Genomic DNA, 16,815 nt, shown 5'->3' on the forward strand with positions numbered 1-16,815 from the left:
GCGGGTGATTCAGGGAGCGATGCCCACGCCGTCGATCCGGCTCCAGGCCCGCTCCTGGGCGGACGTCATGGCCGGCCAGGTCAGCCCGCCCGGCCGGGGCCGGACGTGGGAGGCGTAGGGCTTGGGGCGGTAGCCGGGGTCGTAGAAGCACCCGGTGCCGTAGACGCGGTCGAACGTGGCGCAAGAGGCTGCGATGGACCGCGGTGTGGGCTTGTTTCCGGTGCGCACCCAGGAGTCAAGGGCGGCCATGGAATTGGCGTACTCGGCGTTGCTCAGCTCGCTGTGTTCGCTCTCCTCGGTGAAGGTCTGCACGACCTTCTTCCCGCGGTGCGCGCCATCGACGGTCGCCCGGTACGCGGCCTCGTGCTCGACGAATGCCGTGGGGTCGTCGATGGCGTGCATCGTCAGCACTGGGATGGACACGCGGCCGGTGAGGTCGCTGTCGTAGGAGAGGTCACGCCGGGCGTCGGGGGTGGCGGAGAAGCGCTCGACGCCCGCGTTCAGCGCCGTGTCGTCGTGTGAACCGGAGTACCACACGCCCCGGTTGCCGAAGGGATTGCGGTCGCCGAGCCGGCTGTGCACGATGTCGCGGAAGGTGAACACCGAGAAGCGCAGATGGGACTCCAGCGTCCGCTCCGGGATGCGGGTCACGGCGAGGATGTCGTCGAGGTTGCGCTGCTGCGACGCGGTGCGCTCCTGGGGCGCGGAGGCGTAGCCGGTGCACTCCTGGAGGCGGGCGCGCAGCCCGGCCGTCGTCAGGGTCGATCCGGGGCGCAGCCCCTGCCACAGCGGGTACTGGGGCTCGCCGGGGCGGGGCAGGTTGCGGCAGTAGTACTGGTAGACCACCCGCAGATCGACGCGGTAGTCATAGCCCCGGGAGCCGCCGCCCAGGACACCGCTGGTGAGGAGGGCACCGTCGTAGGGGCCGTTCTCCTTGCCGTACGTCTCCACGACCTTGGCGGCGACGTTTCCGCCCCAGGACTGGCCGTGTACGTACGTCCGCTCGGGCTTGCCGAAATCCGCCACGAACAGGCGGCGCAGATTCTCCGTGTCGGCGGCCGCCATCCGCGTCCCGTAGCCACCTCGCCGGTAGGACGAGCCTGCCCAGGCGTAGCCCTCGGACACCATCACCGACCAGCGGTCCAGATCGCCGACGCTCCGCTCGGGATCGGACCCGTCGCCCAGGTCGGGGCCGCCGTGGGAGTGGACGACCAGCGACCCGTTCCACTTCTTCGGAATGGCGATCGCGTAGTACGCCCCGTTGCTGTCCTGGCCGGTGTAGCACGTGGCCTTGTCGCCCACGCTCGCCGGACACGCGACCGGCGCGGGGCGCGGCTGGGCCGCCCGCACCGGACCGGCGTTGCCCAGCGTCCCCGCGACGATGCCCGCGATGCCGACGGCCGACGCCACGGTACGCCGCACACGCGTCAGGCGTCGCGGGGAGGAGGACGGTACGTTCCGACTCGAGCTGTGCACAGCAACGCTCCTGACCTCGGTGGCGCTCCCTCGCGCCAGGCGTTGCGATGGTAGGGACACCTGTTCCGCCGACACCATTGAGCGGGGAGTTGTGTTCTTAACGTGCACGGCGCTTCGGGCGCGCGCTCCTCCGCCCGGCCCCATGGGCCGCCGCCTCGCGCAGCGCGTCCAGTCCGGCCGACACCAGCGGATGTGCGGCACTGCCGCGCCGTACGGCGGTCAGGAACGCGGTCAGGAACCGCCATGCGGGCACCGGTTCGCCCCGCAGGGGGACCCGCGTGACGGCGTGCCGGGGGAGTGGCACGATCCTCGGCACGCGGCAGACGCCGAGCCCCTCGGCGACGAGCGCCGAGACCGCGTACCACTCCTTGACCTGGTGGACCACGCGGGGAGTGAACCCGGCCGCCGCGCACGCCGCCGTCACCAGCGGGTAGGTGTCGTTGTTCCGCTGCTTCACGACGGGGCGGAACCCGCCGGAGGTTCCGCCCCGTCCCCGGTGCGTCAGGTGGCGGCCGTCAGAAGCGGTCCGGGGAGCGCTGCGGAAGCGGGGCCCCGGGACGGACGTCCGGCTTCCGGTCCTCCCGGGCGCCGCCGCCCGAGTCGCCCGTCGCCTCGCAGGTCACATCCTTCGTCGGCAGCGTGCCGGTGGTCAGGTAGTCCGCCACCGTGCCGTCCGTGCACGCGTTGCCACTCGGGTAGACGCCATGGCCCTCGCCACCGAGGACCGTCAGCATCCTCGAGCCCTTCAGATCGGCGTGCAGGGCCTGACCGCTCGGCAGCGGGGTCTGGGAGTCCCACTCGTTCTGCACGAGCAGCGAGCCGACCTCGTTGTTCACGACGGTGGCCCGCTCGACCGACCTGTCCCAGAACGCGCAGGGCTTGATGCTGGACGCGAAGTCGCCGTAGAGCGGGTAGCGGCCCTTGTCCTCGATGGCGTCCCGCCGATAGCTCTCGGGGTCGCGGGACCAGGCGGCCGAGTTGTCGTTGCACACCACGGCCCAGAAGCTCGCGGTCATGTTGTCGCTCGGCACATCGGCGGAGCCGGCGGCCGGGCGCGGCGTTCCGGCCGGATCCGGGAGCCCCTTCGCGGAGGCGGGCTTGCCTGCCGCGGCCTTCTTCAGCGCCACGACCAGGTCGGTACCCTCCCGCACACTGAAGACCGCCCTGCGCATCATGCTCCGGACGTCATCGCCGGTGTACTTCTCCCCGTCCATCTCGATGGGCTTCTCGTCCGCCCGCTGGACCAGGTCCCAGAACGTCCGGTCGACCTTCTTCGGGGTGTCGCCGAGGCCGTACTTCTCGGACCGCGCGGCGGCCCACTCGGTCCACCGGTCGAACGCGGGCTCGGCACCCTCCGCCCACCACTGGATCATCTTCCGCCAGGCGCGCGCCGGATCGACCGCGCTGTCCAGCACGATCCGGTCGGCCCGGCCCGGGAACAGCTGGGTGTAGACGGCGCCGAGGTACGTGCCGTACGAGGTGCCGAAGTACGAGAGCTTCCGCTCGCCGAGGACCGCCCGGAGCAGATCCATGTCCCGCGCCGTGTTGCGCGTGGTGATGTGCTTGAGCGTGGCGCCCGACTTCTCACGGCACTTGCGCGCCACATCCCGCGCCCAGGCGACGTCCTTGTCGAACGTCGCCTTCTTGTACGGCCGCAGCCAGTTCTCCTCCTCCGGCTCCAGACCGCAGGTGACGGGCGTGGACCGGCCCACCCCGCGCGGGTCGAAGCCGATGAGGTCGTAACTCTGCCGTACGGACTCGGGCAGCTCGCTCTTCAACTGCAGCGGCATGTCGAGCCCCGGTCCGCCGGGGCCACCGGGGTTGGCGAGCAGGACACCGTGCCGCTTGTCCGGTGTGGTGGTCCTGATCCGGGATATGGCCATGTCGATCCGCTTGCCGCCGGGAGCCCGGTAGTCCAGCGGCACCTTGATCGTCGCGCACTGGTACTCCGCGGGCTGATCGGCCTCGCACCGCCGCCACTTCGGCTTCTGCTTGACGTACGGCTCCAGGGCGCTCGCGGTGGCGGACGTCGGGGCGGCGGTCTGGGCGGCGGCCCGGGCGGCGCCGACCTGCGCGGTGCCGGTCTGGGCGGCGCTCGCCGTCGAGGTGGCGAGCGCGGGAGCCAACGTCGCCGTGACCCCCACGGCCAACAGCGGCGCGAGACCTCGTCTACGCACGACATCGTTCCTTCCGGTCGCGTATCGGGACAGGAACGATCATTCAGGTGGGGTGCGCCGGGGAACATCGGCCGTGCGTCCCCAACTCCCCTCCCTCTTGGGAGGGATGTGACGGCCGCATGTGGTCCCCTGGGTGTACGGCCCGCCCGTGCCGCCCTCAGGGTTGCGGTACCTCCTGGCCGTTGACGAACACCCGCCGGAAGGTCAGGTCGTCGGTGTGGGCGACGCTGTCGGGGCCGCTGATGCCGGTGAACGTGGAGCGGGAGAGGTGCACACCGCGCAGGTGGTCGGTCTCCAGGCCGACCAGCCGCAGCACGGTCTGGGCGCCGTCGATCTCCATCCGGTCCAGGTCGATGTTCCGCACCGATACCGGCAGCGTCCCGTCCTCGCCACCGTTGTAGTCCATGGTCACGAAGGCGATGTCACGCTCCACGCCCTGCCCGGTGAAGTTCCGGATGTGCACACCGTCGATGGAGCCACCGCGCTTCTTGTTCGCCTTGACGTACAGCGCGTACTTGACGGGGTAACGACCGGGGAAGTCCGGAGGGTTGACCTCGCAGTCCTCGGCGAAGATGTCACGCACCCCGCCGGACATCTCGCTGCCGACCGTCATCCCGCCCCAGCGGCCGGAGAACCGGCAGTCGCGCACGACGATGTTCCGGCTCGGCACGCCCACCCGGTGGCCGTCCTCGTCCCGGCCGGACTTGACCGCCACACAGTCGTCGTTGGTGTTGAACCGGCAGCCGGTGATGAGCACGTCGGAGCAGCACTCCGGGTCGCAGCCGTCGGTGTTGTAGAGCGTGCTGTCCACGGTGACATCGCGCACGGTGACGTTGCTGGAGAGCACCGGATGTACGGTCCACATCGGTGGGTCGACGATGGTCAGGCCGCTGACCAGGACGTTGCGGCAGCGGTAGAACTGCACCAGCTGCGGGCGCAGATGGTGGCCGTCGCCGAAGACGCGCCGCGCCACCGGCACCCCCGTGGAGCCCATCTGGCGCAGCAGCTTCTGGTCGGCCCCCTGCGGTCCGCTGTCGCGGTACCAGCTCTCCCACGGCCCGAGCCGCGCCTGCCCGTCGAGCGTGCCACGGCCGGTGACCGCCACGTCCCGCTCGCCGTACGCGTAGATGAAGGGCGAGTAGTTGTACGCCTCGGTGCCCTCCCAGCGGGTGAGCACCACCGGCAGGAAGTCGCGCGGATCGGGGCTGAAGGCGATGGTGGCGCCCGCGGAGACATGCAGGTCCACCCGGCTGCGCAGATGGATCGCGCCGGTGAGGAACCGGCCCTCGGGGACGACGACATGGCCGCCGCCCGCGCGGTGGCAGGCGGCGATGGCGGCCCGGAACGCGGCGGTGTTCATCGTCCGCCCGTCGCCGACCGCCCCGTAGTCGGTGACCCTGAAGGTACGCCGGGGGAAGGCGGGCGGCCTGATCCGGGCCAGGATCCCCGGCACCGCGCGCCACGCCCCGGTGTAGGCGGCGGCCGCGCCGGTGTGCGGGGTGGCCGCGCCGGTGTGCGCGGTGGCCGCGTACGCCTGCTCCGGGAGCAGCGCGCCCGCCGCCAGCAGACCGCCGGTGCGCAGCGCCGCGCGGCGGGATGGTCTCGGGTGCATGGCCTGCCTCCTTGGCAACGGTGTACGGGGTGTCCGCCGCGTGGCGGGGGCTTCGCCCCTGGGCCCCGGCGTCTGGGGCGGAGTCCCCACGCGGCGGAGCCGCACATCGACGCTGCGTGGGAAGGGGCGGGAAGGGGAGCGGCCCGCCGCAGGCGTCACGACCCGCCGGACACCCCCTGGCTGACGGAGATCCGGTCCAGGTCGGGCGCGGACTCGGTGTCGTTGGAAATCCTGATGGTGTTGGCGCCGGGCTTCAGGGTGACGGGGAGGGAGGTCGTACGTGGCGTGGTGTTCCCGGTGTCGGTCACCGTCACCTTGGCCGCCGGGCCGCCGTTGACGCTCACCTGGAACGAGCGGGTGCCGTTGACCGTGTAGTCGAGGTACAGCGTGTGCTCCCCGCCGTCGGGGACGACCACATCGGGGAACACCATGGCCGCCTGCTCGCTGCCACCGATGTTGCGCACCTTCTCGGCCCCGGAGCAGGGGCCGCAGCCGGTGATGCCGGTGCTGCCGAACCGGTTGGCCGAGTCCTCCGCCTCACGCGCCCATATCCGGCCGGCGGGCAGTGGCCGCACCCGGACCTGGTCCGAGACCGACTTCTGCCGGCCGAGCAGCGCGTAGTCCGCCGTGACGGGGATGTCTGCCGACCCGGCGTCCTGGCCGGGCGGGGAGGTGACGGTCCATGTGCCCCGCACCGTCTGGCCGAGCCGCAGCGACCGGGCCGTCACCGGCCCGCCGTCCGCGGTCCAGCCGGCCGGCAGCCGGGGGGCGAGGCTGACGTCGTCGAGCTGCTCGTCGTCGTCCAGCCGGAGCGTCGCCGTGATGGTGAGGGACCGCTGCCCGGGGCCGACCCACTGCAGACCGTGGGGCCGGACGGTGAGCGTGGTCTTCGGGGTGTACGGGGCCGGGGGCAGCGGGGCCACCGCGATCCGGTCAAGGCCGGGGCCACGGCGGGCGGTGCTGAACACCTTCACCGTATTGGCACCGGCCTTGAGCGGCACGGACACCGCCGTGCTCGCCGGCACCCCGGGGCTGTCCCCGGCCACGGGCACCTCGACCGGTGCCGCGCCGTTGACGCTCACCGACAGGGAGGAGTCGGCCGAGGCGGTGTGGTCCAACTGGAGCCGGTAGTCGCCGCTTTCGGGTGCGCGAACGTCGCGGTACGTCACGGAGTTGCGCGGCCCGCCGCCGAGGCCGTCCACGCGCCGGGCACCCGAGCAGGCGCCGCACGCCACGGAGTGGGCCGCGCCCGACGGCCGGTTCCGCCGTGCCTCGGCCTCCAGCGGCAGCGCGGTGCGGGTGGTCTTCGAGCGGCCGTACGCCACCTGGATCTCGTCGATGCGCAGCTGGTTGTAGAACTCCGGCGCCTGCGGACCGCCCCACAGGCTGCGCACCTCCAGCTTCAGATAGCGGGCGGCGCGGTCGCCGACGTCGATGGTGCGCACCCCGCGCGCACTGGGCAGCGTGCCCGAGCGCACCTGGGTCCAGCGCTTGCCGTCGCCGCTGGCGTAGACGCGGTAGTCCTTGATGCGGGCGGAGTCCTCGGGGCGGCCGAAGGACGAACGGGCGTGCGTCGGGGACCACTCGCGCTGGTTCACCGCCAGCGATGTGGCGTGCTTGCGCGCGCCGAGGTCGAGGGTGACGGAGACGGGCAGCTCGCCGTCGCTGTCCCAGTAGGTCTCGAAGTCGCCGTCGGCGAGGTCGGCCGCCGGGTGTCCGGTGCGTGCGGACGTGGCGGTGGCGCCGACACCCGACTGCGGGTAGAGGGGCCGCCGGCCGTCGGTCTCGACCTTGAAGACGGTGTCGTACGGATCCCAGTCCTCGATGCCGAGGATCGACAGATGGCCGCCGGACTGGCTGAAGCGCATCGCCTCGCCGGTGCGCGCATCGGTGACCCGGCGCACGGTGTAGCCGTTGTCGCCCAGCCGCACCATGTCGGTGCGGGGCCGGGTGACCACGTGCACGTACTGGGTGCGGTCGCCGTTCTCGCCCCGGCCCACGGTGACCACGCCGTGGGCGCCGTCGTTCCAGAAGCCGGGCTGCATACCGCCGTACATGTAGCCGCCGCCCTCGACGCCGTACACCGACTCCCGGATGGGCTCGACCCACTTGCCCATGAAGTCGTTGAACTCCTCCTGCTGCGGCGGGAGTTTGCCGTTCACCATGGGTGTCTCGGCCATGAGCGACTTGATGGAGGAGCCCGCGTTGGTGATGTAACGGCCGGTGCTGAGCCGGGCGTCGACCTCGTGGTCGCCGCCGTCGTACCACCAGTCGCCGGTGGTCGGCAGCTTGTAGTCGGCCTCGGTGAGCCGTGGCATGGGAACCGTCACGGCGGAGGGGTAGTCGTACGCCGGGGTCATGCCGGTCTTCTGCTCATTGCTGACCGTGTCCATGATCGGCGTGTCTTCGTTGTTGTTGCTCAGCAGCCAGTCCGGTCGGCGCTCGCGGATCTTCTCGTAGAGACCGTTCTCCTCCCAGTACTCGTTGTCGTTGTCGATCCAGAACCCCGACAGGTCCGGGTACTTGTCCATGACCTCGAGGAACAGGTCGTAGCTGTACATGCCGAAGCCGCGGCGCGTGGTCAGGTCCACCTGTTGGCCCTTGTACTTCGAGTAGGCGGCCGAATCCAGCGTCTCGGTGCCCGACGCGTTGTGCCACTGCGGGTCGTCGGTCATGTAGAGGACGACGCGCACGCCCTTGGCCTTGGCCGCGGCCACGAGTTCGCCGAGCAGATCGCGCTCGGTGGCACAGCTGCCGGGGACCTTCGAGGGCCAGGGGCGTGCGTAGCCCAGCCTGCTGTGGAAGGTCGCGAGCACGATGTACGAGGCGCCGAGCTTGCGCGCCTCGTCCACCCAAGTGTCGGCGCTCCAGCCGCCCTCGGTGACATCGCGTTCCCAGGTGGCGCAGTCGCGGTGCTGGGGGTGGGTGAACATGCCCCAGTGCAGGAAGAGCCCGGCGGTGGACTGGCGCAGCCACTCCTGCCGGGGGTGCTGGACCTCGGCCTGGGCGGGGGTGGCCAGGAGGCCGATGGCCAGGGCGAGTACGACCGCCGCGCACAGCGCGCGCCACCGGGAGCGGGTGGCACGGGCAGTACGTGCGGTGCGTGCGGTGCGTGCAGCGCATGCGGTGCGGGCAGCACCGGCGGCGCGGGCCGCGGGGATGCGAATGGGGCGGAGCGGGATCCTCGGCGTGGGCATGTCCTGTCCTCCGTGAACGTTCCCGTGAGCGTTCACGGAGCACTGTCCGGCCCACCCGACCGCCGTGTCAATATGTGTGCGAGGTTGGGGTGTTCCGCTGTGGGGTTCCGTTGACGCCCGTCGCCGCCGCGGTGATGATCGAGGAGGAGCGCTACGGGGAACACCTCCGTGAGCGGTCCCGAGTGCCACGTCGTACCACGTCGTGACCCACGTCCGAGGGTGGGAGAGGGGTGGGCCCGTGCCCATGAGCGCCAGGCCGCGCCGCATCACCATCGAGGACGTGGCGCGCTCGGCCGGGGTGTCCCGGCAGACGGTCTCCCGCGCGGTCAACGACAAACCGGAGATCGACCCCGCCACGCGGCAACGGGTCCTGCGGGTGGCCCAGTCGATGGGGTACCGGCCCAGCCGGTTCGCCCGTGGCATGGTCGGCCCTCGGCTCACCACGCTGGGGCTGGTCATCGCGGATGTGCTCAACCCCTTCTTCCCCGAGGTGGTTTCCGGTGTGCTGGCGGCCGCCGACGAGCGCGGCTGGCAGGTCGCCGTCTACAGCACCGGGTCCGCACTGGAACGGGAGACCGCGGTGGCGCGGACCGTGGTGGACCACGTGGACGCGTGTGTCGCCTTCCTGCTCGACCCCGGCGCCATCGAGCTCATCCACCGCTCCGGCATGCCCTTCGTCCTGCTCGACAACGAGCACCGGCCGCCGAGCGTGAACGGGGGGCGGATCGACTTCGCCACCGGCATGCGGCAGGCGGTCGGCCACCTCGTCGAGCGTGGCCACCGGCGGATCGCGATGCTCGACGACCGCGGCCGCCCGGACGCCGGCGGCCACGGCACCCGCCACTCGCTGTTCCTCCGCGCCGCCGCCGAACTCGGGCTGCCCGCCGACGAGGACTGGGTGTTCCCGGCGGCCAACTCCCTCGAGGGCGGGGCGGCGGCCATGGACGACGTGCTGGCCGGCGGCTTCGCGGCGACGGCGGTGCTCGCGTACAACGACCTCATCGCCATCGGCGCCATGCGCCGCGCCCGCGACCGCGGTATGCGGGTGCCGGAGGACTGCGCGTTCGTCGGCTGTGACGGACTGACGCTGAGCCGGCTCGTGGACCCGCCGCTGACCACCCTGACGGTCGACAAGGAACTCCTCGGCCGGGCCGCGGTGCGGCAGGTCGCCGCGCAGATGACCGGCGCCGCGACGGGGGAGACGGTGATCGTGCCACGCCTGGTGGTACGCGCCTCCTCCTGACCTGGTGGTGCTCGTGCTCCGTACCGACGATGACCCCATTTAGTTGTGTCTATATAATGATTATGGCAACACAACCAAATGGAAGGTCCTTCATGCCGGATCTCGCTCCTCGGCGACGATGGCTCGTGCTGGCCATCTGCTGCATGAGCCTGCTGATCGTCAGTCTCGACAACACGATCCTGAACGTCGCCCTGCCCTCCATCCAACGCGATCTGCACACGTCGGTGTCCGGGCTGCAGTGGACGGTCGACGCGTACACGCTGGTGCTGGCGAGCCTGTTGATGCTCTCCGGTTCGACCGCCGACCGGGTGGGGCGGCGCCGTACGTTTCAGGTCGGGCTGGTGATCTTCACCGCGGCCTCGCTGCTGTGCAGCCTGGCTCCCGGGCTCGGCTGGCTGGTCGCCGCGCGGATGCTTCAGGCGGTCGGGGGGTCGATGCTGAACCCCGTCGCCATGTCGATCATCAGCAACACCTTCACCGACCCCCGGGAACGCGCCCGCGCCATCGGTGTGTGGAGCGGGGTCGTGGGCATCAGCATGGCCGCCGGGCCGATCATCGGGGGTGCGCTGGTGGAGTCGGCCGGTTGGCGGGCGATCTTCTGGCTCAACGTGCCCATCGGCCTCGCCGCGCTCTTCCTGACCCGCAGGTATGTGCCGGAGTCCCAGGCGCCGCGGGCTCGCCGGGTGGACCCGGTCGGGCAGGCGCTCGTCATCGTGCTGCTCGTCGCGCTGACGTACGCGATCATCGAATCGCCGAACCTCGGCTGGACCTCGCCCGTGGTCGCCGGGTGCGCGGCCGCGGCGCTGGGCGCGCTGCTGGGGCTGCTGTGGTACGAACCGAGGCGCGCCGACCCGCTCATGGACCTGCGGTTCTTCCGTTCCGCGCCGTTCTCGGGCGCCACCGTGATCGCGGTCGCCGCGTTCGCCGGTCTGGGCGGTTTCCTGTTCGTCAGCTCCCTGTACCTGCAGGACGTGCGGCAACTCGATCCGCTGCACGCCGGGTTGTTCATGCTGCCCATGGCGGTCATGGCGCTGCTGACCGCACCCGTGTCCGGCCGCATGGTGGCCTCGCGGGGGCCGCGTACTCCGCTGCTGCTCGCCGGGGCGGCGTTGTGCGCGAGCGCCGTGCTCCAGGCGCTCACCTACTCCGACCACCTTCCGGTATCCCTGCTGGTCGTCGCGTATCTGCTGTTCGGCACCGGATTCGGGCTGGTCAACGCGCCCATCACCAACACCGCCGTCTCGGGGATGCCCCGTGCGCAGGCCGGTGTCGCGGCCGCGGTGGCCTCCACCAGCCGGCAGACCGGCCAGTCCCTCGGCGTGGCCGTCATCGGTGCCCTCATGGCCGGGGGAGCGCACACGGACGCGGCCGCCTTCACGGACGCGGCACGGACGGCATGGTGGATCATCGCCGGCTGCGGCGCCGCGGTGCTGGTCATGGGTACGCTCACTTCCGGCCGCTGGGCTCGGGCAACGGCCCAGCGCACGGCGAAGCGGCTCGCCGCCGAGGAGACCAAGGAGACAGTGAACGTCTGATGGAGCGCCCACACGACAACGAGCCGCACAAGGGGGAGGAGCGGGACGAGCGGGACGACGAGACCGTCAGGACGGCGGCCCGAGCCTGGCAGGGGCTGAACACACTCCTGATGGAGCGCTACAACCGCCGCAAGGCGGTCGCGGAAAACCTCGGCATGAGCTTCAGCCGCGTCAGAGCGTTGCGCCGACTCGCCGCCGGCCCGATCACCCTTCGCGAACTGGCCGAGCGACTGGGCGCCGACCCGCCCTACACCTCCGTCATCGTCGACGATCTCGTACGGCGCGGCCTCGCCGAACGCATCACCAACCCGGCCGACCGCCGGTCCAAGCTGGTCCACCTCACCGAGGAGGGCCAGGCGTTGGCCGCCCGCGCCATCGCGATCCTCACCACCCCGCCCGACGCCCTGCTCGCCCTGCCTCTCGAGGACATCAAGGCGCTCGACCGCGTGGTGGCCAAGCTCCTCGACTGAACGAGGAGCGTGGTCCACGGTGTGCCGGGCGAATACCGCGGGGGAACGGTACAGCCTGGATCCGGTCAGTCCAGGCCGTGGTCGCGGGCGTAGCGGGTGGCCGCGACGCGGTCGCGGGAGCCGGTCTTGGCGAAGACCCGGTTGATGTGGGTCTTCACGGTGTTGCCGCTCAGGAAGAGGGCGGCGGCGATCTCCGCGTTGGTCATACCGCGTGCCATCAGCGTGAGGATCTCCGCCTCACGACGGGTGAGGCCGTCCGGGAGCGGCCGGCCGGCGGCGTCGGGCCCTCGGGGAGCGGCGGCGGGCCCCGAGGGAGCGGTGTCGGGCTCCGGGGGAGGGGCGGTGGGAGCGCTCGCCGCGGCGAGCAGGGTGGCCTGGACCCTGGGGTCGAGGACGGAGAGCCCCGCGACGGCGCTGTGCAGGGTGCGGGCGATGTGCAGCCGGTCCGCGTCCTTGGTGAGGTAGGCGCGGGCCCCGGCCCGGAGCGTCTCCAGGACGGAAGTGTCGTCGGCGTAGGTGGTCAGGACGACGACGGCGACCTCGGGGTGCTCGGCGGTGAGCCGACGGGTGGCCTCGGTGCCGTCGAGCACCGGCATGTGCAGGTCGAGCAGGATCGCGTCCGGGTGGTGCTCGGCGACCCGGTCGAGCGCCTGTTGTCCGTTGGCCGCGGAGCCGACGACGTCGATGTCCGGCAGCAGGTCGAGCATGAGGACCAGCCCTTCCCGGACGCTGGCCTGGTCGTCGGCGACCACGATCCGCAGCGGCCGGGCGTCCTGGGCGCTCATCGCGGCACCTCGGCCCGGACGCGCCACTGTCCGTCCCGTACGCCCGCGTCGAGCGTCCCGCCCAGCAGCAGGAGGCGCTCGCGCATCCCGGTGAGGCCGTAGCCGCCGTCGACGGTGGCGAGCGCGGGTGCTCGCCGAGGGGATGGCGGTGCGCCGAGCGGGTTGTCGACGGTGAGCGTCACGTGTTCGTCCTCATAGGTCAGGGTGACCTCCACCGGCTGGGCGGGGGCGTGTTTGGCGGCGTTGGTCAGAGCTTCCTGTGCGGTGCGGAAGAGGGGGAGGGCCTGGTCCGCCGGGAGCGGGGAGGGCTCGCCCTCGACCCTGAGCCGTACCGGAACGCCGTGCCGCTGCCGGTGGGTGTCCGCCATCGTGCCCAGTTCCTCGTCGAGCGGCGCGAGGTCGGAGCGCAGGGCGTGCACCGCGCGGCGGGTCTCGGCGAGCCCGTCGGCGGTCAGCCGCCTCGCCCCGTCGAGCACGGTGACCGCCCGGTCGATGTCCCGGTGATCCGTCAACAGAGCACTCGCGGCCTGGATCTGGATGCTCAGGGCGCCCAGCGAATGGGCCAGTACGTCATGGATCTCACGGGCGATCCGGGTGCGTTCGTCCAGTACGGCCACCCGGCGCTGCTCCGCGCGGAGCAGCTCGCTCTGGGCGAGCATGGCGGCCGATTGCTCGGCGCGTATCCGGTAGGCGCGCCGGTTGTGGCTCGCGACCAGGATCAGCGCCACCAGCATCGGATAGCCCAGTGCGAACCGGCGGCTCGCCCCGGCGACCAGGACCCCGGTCTCCAGGGCCACCACCGTGCAGCCCGCCACGGCCCAGCCCACCGGGAGGCTCAGCTCGGTGCCCAGGTGCATGACGGCCATCAGCGAGAGGCCGATGAGCGCTCCGGCGTGCGGGAAGGCGCTGGCGTAGCCGGAGAGGGCGGCGGCGACGCCGAGCAGGATCCGCATCCGCATCCGCGGCGCGCGCCTCGCGGCCTCGTCGCCGCGGGCGTGGGTGAGCTCCCACAGCAGCAGCGCCAGGCCGCCCAGCGCGTACGTGACGACGGCCAGGGTCACCGCCCCGGGCCCGGCCGGAGGGCCGGTGAAGGTATGCAGGCCGATGAACGCGTACGTGCCGACCCTCATCAGCCATGACACCGTACGCAGCACGGATGCAGGATAGCGACCCGCGGACCGCTCGGCCGCGGCGCCGGGGTGTACCGCGTCATGGGCCGAGGGCCCGGCTGTTCCGTCGCCTGGTGTGGGGGCCGCGAGGGTGCCTTCCGGGTGCCGCCGTCCGGTCATCGCCGTCCCCGGCGGCCCCGGTCGCGTAGGAGGTCACTCGCCGATCGGTCGTACGACTCCGTGAGCCGGGGCTGCCGCGTGGGCCGCTCCGCGACGGGCGCCGACGGGCCGCCCGGCCCGCCCAGCAGTCCCGACAGCGCGCCCCGCACATCGAAGGGGCGGCCGTCCTTCTCCGGCGCGAACGGCACACCGGAGGCGAGGGCGCGCGGTGTGACGACGGCGGCCTGGCCGAGCCGGTTGAGGCCGAGCAGCATCAGGATGGGCGCCGAGGAGCCCGCCACGGGAGCGTGCAGCGCCATGGCGACGACCGTCATCACGACCCGCGAGACCACCAGCGCGAGCCACAGCCACAGTCCGTACACCGGCATCCGCGCCCACAGCACCCCGTCGCGCGGCTCCAACCGCAGCAGCGCTCCCTGGGCGGTGCCGATTCCCGCCGCGATCACCGCGCTGATGACGAGGCATGCGAGATCGGTCGTGGTGAGGTGGCGGCCACCCTTGCCGAGGCTGGTGAAACCGATGATGGCGAGGATCGCGGGAAGCAGGATCAGCCGCTTGCCGCGCAGCGGCTCGCCGCGTAGCTGACGTGCGATGACGAAGATCACGACGACGATCGCGGTCAGCACTTGCAGCACGTTCACTGGAGGACTCCCGTCGGCCACGCTTCGGTCGCGTACGCCTGTTGACTCGCCCCGAGGCTAGGAAGGCCCGCGGGGTACCGCGTCACCCCGAGCGGTGACCTCCGGGGTGACTCACGGGGTGATCCGCGGGTGGTACCGGCACCGGGAACCGGTACCACCGGGCGGCCGAAGTGATCACCCCGGAGGTCACCCCCTGCTACGGCGCGCGGGAACGCGTACCGGAACGAGCCTGAGCGGGCCGAATCCGCGGCAAACCGTCCACCGAGAGGCTCGCCATCCCATGTCCACCATCGGTCAAGCCATGATCATCAACGGTGCGGTCCTGCTCGCCGTCCTGGAGGCGGACCTCGGGCCCCACCGCAAGATCGGGAAGCTGCGCATCCTGCGGCCGCTGCTGATGGCCGCCGCGATCGTCCCCCTCTTCATCAAGAGTCCGGCCACCCACGGCGCCGGCCTGGCGCTCGAACTCGCCGCCGTCGTCGCGGGGTTGATCGTCGGCCTGCTGGCGGTGGCCTTCACCACGGTCTACGCCAGCCCCACGACCGGCAAGCCGGTCAGCCGCGCGGGCTTCGCCTACGCGGCGCTGTGGATCGTCGTGATCGGCGCACGGGCCGCGTTCTCGTACGGATCGGAGCACTGGTTCGCCCGGCAGCTGGGCCGCTGGATGGCCGACCACCAGGTGACCGCCGACGCCCTCACCGACGCGCTGCTGCTGATGGCCGTGGCGATGACGCTCACCCGCACCATCGGACTCGCCACGCGAGCGGCCACCGTCGGCCGCGGGGTGCCCGCCGCGCCCGCGGCCGAGTAGCGGTGGAGTGGGGAATGTCGTCGACGAGGCCACAATGAGGTTCGCATTGTCTCGTCTCGTCTCGTCGGATCGGAGAGAAATGCGGCCCGGACAGGATGAAGAAGTGGCCGACGCCGCGGAGCTCGCGGCGCGGCTGCGTCACGTGTTCTGGATCGGTGGCGGGAGTGGCGCGGGCAAGTCGACCATCGCCCGCCGGCTCGCCGAACGCTACGGGTGGCGGCTCTACGCGACCGACGATGTGATGCGGGAACACGCCGGGCGGGCCACCCCCGAGGAGGCGCCGCTTCTGTACCGGTTCATGGCCATGGACATGGACGAGCGATGGGTGAACCGGTCGCCGGAGGTCATGCTCGAGACATTCCACTGGTTCCGGGGCGAGGGCTTCGGCCTGATCGTCGAAGACCTCCTTCGCCTGCCGCCGGAGCCCCGCGTCATCGTCGAGGGCTTCCGGCTGCTCCCGCACCTCGTGAAGCCGCTGCTCGACGCTCCTCAGCGCGCCGTCTGGCTTCTGCCCACACCCGACTTCCGCCGGGCCGCCTTCTGGAGCCGGGCGGTGCCGGGGGAGGGGTTCGTCTGGAGGACCAGCGATCCGGCGAGGGCCGGTCGCAACCTCGCCGAACGGGATCGCATGTTCACCACGCGCCTCGAGGAGGAGGCCGAGCGCCTTCGACTGCACACCATCGAAGTCGACACCACGATGACGGAGGACGATCTCACCGAGCGGGTGGCCAGGGCGTTCCGACTCTGACGCGTCCGTTCGCCCGTGTCAGAGCCGCTGGAACCCGGGCTCACGTACCGAAGACCGCCCGCGCGATCTCATCGGGCGCGGCGCTCGTCTCGGCGAGCAGCCCCCCGTCCGCGGACCAGATGCCCGAACGGCCCGACGTGCGGTCGAAGCCGCCACCGGTCGGACCCGCGAAGGCCGCCGTGGCGACCCACACGCCGTGGTCGGCGGCGACGCGGCGGGCGCGCTCGCCGTGGAGCCCGGCCTCGTGTTCGGCGTGGACCACGCCGGCCACGTAACCGTCGATGCCCAGCGCCGCCGTCTTCGCCGCGTGCTCGGGGAAACCGGTGTCGCGGCAGACGGCCAGCCCCAGCCGCCACCCGTTCACGTCGATCACGGCGGGCTCCCCGGGCACGAAGCGTACGGCCTCGCTGCGGTGCAGGTGGACCTTGCCGTAGACCACCCGTGCGCCATCTCCGTCCAGGGCCAGGACGCCGATGCGCGGACCCGCCACCGGCGCGCCGACCAGGGCGAGCGTGCCGGTCGCGGCGCACGCGGCGACGATCGGGGCCAGCCGTTCGTCGTCCGGGGCGACCGGCGTCGCGTCCAGCTCGTATCCCGTCAGCGACATCTCGGGGAAGACCACCACCCGCGCGCCCGCCGCCCGAACCGCCTCCGCGTGGGCCACCGCGTTGGCCGCCACGTCGTGGGCGGCGCACCTCGGCTGCGCCACCGCGATGCTCAACGGCCGTGCCACCACCCCGAACTCCTCTCGCCGAGTCGCGCGGTCAGCCTACCCAAGCCCGTACGGCGGACCTCGCCGGCAGTCCGGACCACGGGGTCGGACTGCCGGCG

14 protein-coding genes are annotated in these 16,815 nt (G+C 71.9%); 5 read left to right on the forward strand and 9 right to left on the reverse strand.

Features of this window, described 5'->3' with window-relative positions:
* Positions 1-9 precede the first annotated feature (9 nt).
* From IEJ02_RS12885 to IEJ02_RS12905, 5 genes are all read right to left on the reverse strand, one after another.
* Positions 10-1,422: a hypothetical protein gene (locus tag IEJ02_RS12885; RefSeq protein WP_370467028.1), complete on the reverse strand. Its 1,413-nt coding sequence runs from the start codon at positions 1,420-1,422 to the stop codon at positions 10-12.
* Positions 1,423-1,573: 151 nt separating this feature from the next.
* Positions 1,574-1,933 carry a LysR substrate-binding domain-containing protein gene (locus IEJ02_RS12890; RefSeq protein WP_317985784.1) on the reverse strand — a complete coding sequence of 120 codons (360 nt, stop codon included), beginning with the start codon at positions 1,931-1,933 and terminating at the stop codon, positions 1,574-1,576.
* Positions 1,934-1,991: 58 nt separating this feature from the next.
* A complete protein-coding gene (locus tag IEJ02_RS12895; protein ID WP_191064962.1) occupies positions 1,992-3,653 on the reverse strand; it encodes an alpha/beta hydrolase in 1,662 nt (553 codons plus the stop codon).
* A gap of 157 nt (positions 3,654-3,810) precedes the next feature.
* Positions 3,811-5,265, reverse strand: a complete 1,455-nt coding sequence (locus IEJ02_RS12900) for a glycoside hydrolase family 28 protein (RefSeq protein ID WP_191064963.1) — start codon at positions 5,263-5,265, stop codon at positions 3,811-3,813.
* 155 nt (positions 5,266-5,420) lie between these two features.
* The gene (locus IEJ02_RS12905) at positions 5,421-8,462 is read right to left on the reverse strand and encodes an alpha-L-fucosidase (protein ID WP_223863731.1); all 3,042 of its coding nucleotides are present in this window, start codon (positions 8,460-8,462) and stop codon (positions 5,421-5,423) included.
* Between the two features lie 244 nt (positions 8,463-8,706).
* On the opposite strand from IEJ02_RS12905, the gene IEJ02_RS12910 reads away from it, so the two are divergent.
* From IEJ02_RS12910 to IEJ02_RS12920, 3 genes are all read left to right on the forward strand, one after another.
* On the forward strand, positions 8,707-9,705 hold the full coding sequence (locus IEJ02_RS12910) for a LacI family DNA-binding transcriptional regulator (RefSeq protein ID WP_223863732.1): 999 nt from the start codon (positions 8,707-8,709) through the stop codon (positions 9,703-9,705).
* Positions 9,706-9,797: 92 nt separating this feature from the next.
* Complete coding sequence (locus IEJ02_RS12915; protein WP_191064965.1) at positions 9,798-11,240, forward strand: MFS transporter; 1,443 nt, start codon at positions 9,798-9,800, stop codon at positions 11,238-11,240.
* The gene (locus IEJ02_RS12920) at positions 11,240-11,710 is read left to right on the forward strand and encodes a MarR family winged helix-turn-helix transcriptional regulator (protein WP_191064966.1); all 471 of its coding nucleotides are present in this window, start codon (positions 11,240-11,242) and stop codon (positions 11,708-11,710) included. The genes IEJ02_RS12915 and IEJ02_RS12920 overlap by 1 nt, the downstream gene beginning before the upstream one ends.
* 65 nt (positions 11,711-11,775) lie before the next feature.
* Here IEJ02_RS12920 and IEJ02_RS12925 read toward each other — a convergent pair whose 3' ends face one another.
* The 3 genes from IEJ02_RS12925 to IEJ02_RS12935 all read right to left on the reverse strand — a co-directional run bounded on the left by IEJ02_RS12925 (position 11,776) and on the right by IEJ02_RS12935 (position 14,425).
* Entirely contained in the window at positions 11,776-12,495 is a 720-nt protein-coding gene (locus IEJ02_RS12925; protein ID WP_191064967.1) for a response regulator, read from the reverse strand.
* Entirely contained in the window at positions 12,492-13,649 is a 1,158-nt protein-coding gene (locus IEJ02_RS12930) for a sensor histidine kinase (RefSeq protein WP_191064968.1), read from the reverse strand. The genes IEJ02_RS12925 and IEJ02_RS12930 overlap by 4 nt, the downstream gene beginning before the upstream one ends.
* 131 nt (positions 13,650-13,780) lie before the next feature.
* Positions 13,781-14,425, reverse strand: a complete 645-nt coding sequence (locus tag IEJ02_RS12935; protein ID WP_191064969.1) for a hypothetical protein — start codon at positions 14,423-14,425, stop codon at positions 13,781-13,783.
* 301 nt (positions 14,426-14,726) lie between these two features.
* On the opposite strand from IEJ02_RS12935, the gene IEJ02_RS12940 reads away from it, so the two are divergent.
* Together IEJ02_RS12940 and IEJ02_RS12945 are read left to right on the forward strand one after the other, a co-directional pair.
* Positions 14,727-15,236, forward strand: coding sequence for a hypothetical protein (locus IEJ02_RS12940; protein WP_191064970.1), 510 nt, complete (start codon positions 14,727-14,729; stop codon positions 15,234-15,236).
* 103 nt (positions 15,237-15,339) lie between these two features.
* Positions 15,340-15,984, forward strand: coding sequence for an AAA family ATPase (locus tag IEJ02_RS12945; RefSeq protein WP_317985785.1), 645 nt, complete (start codon positions 15,340-15,342; stop codon positions 15,982-15,984).
* A gap of 40 nt (positions 15,985-16,024) precedes the next feature.
* Here the strand turns inward: IEJ02_RS12945 and IEJ02_RS12950 are convergent, their stop codons facing one another.
* Positions 16,025-16,717: a carbon-nitrogen hydrolase family protein gene (locus IEJ02_RS12950; RefSeq protein ID WP_191064972.1), complete on the reverse strand. Its 693-nt coding sequence runs from the start codon at positions 16,715-16,717 to the stop codon at positions 16,025-16,027.
* Positions 16,718-16,815 lie beyond the last annotated feature (98 nt).

The organism is Streptomyces sp. 5-10 (genome assembly GCF_014712245.1).
GTDB classification, from domain to species: domain Bacteria; phylum Actinomycetota; class Actinomycetes; order Streptomycetales; family Streptomycetaceae; genus Streptomyces; species Streptomyces violaceusniger.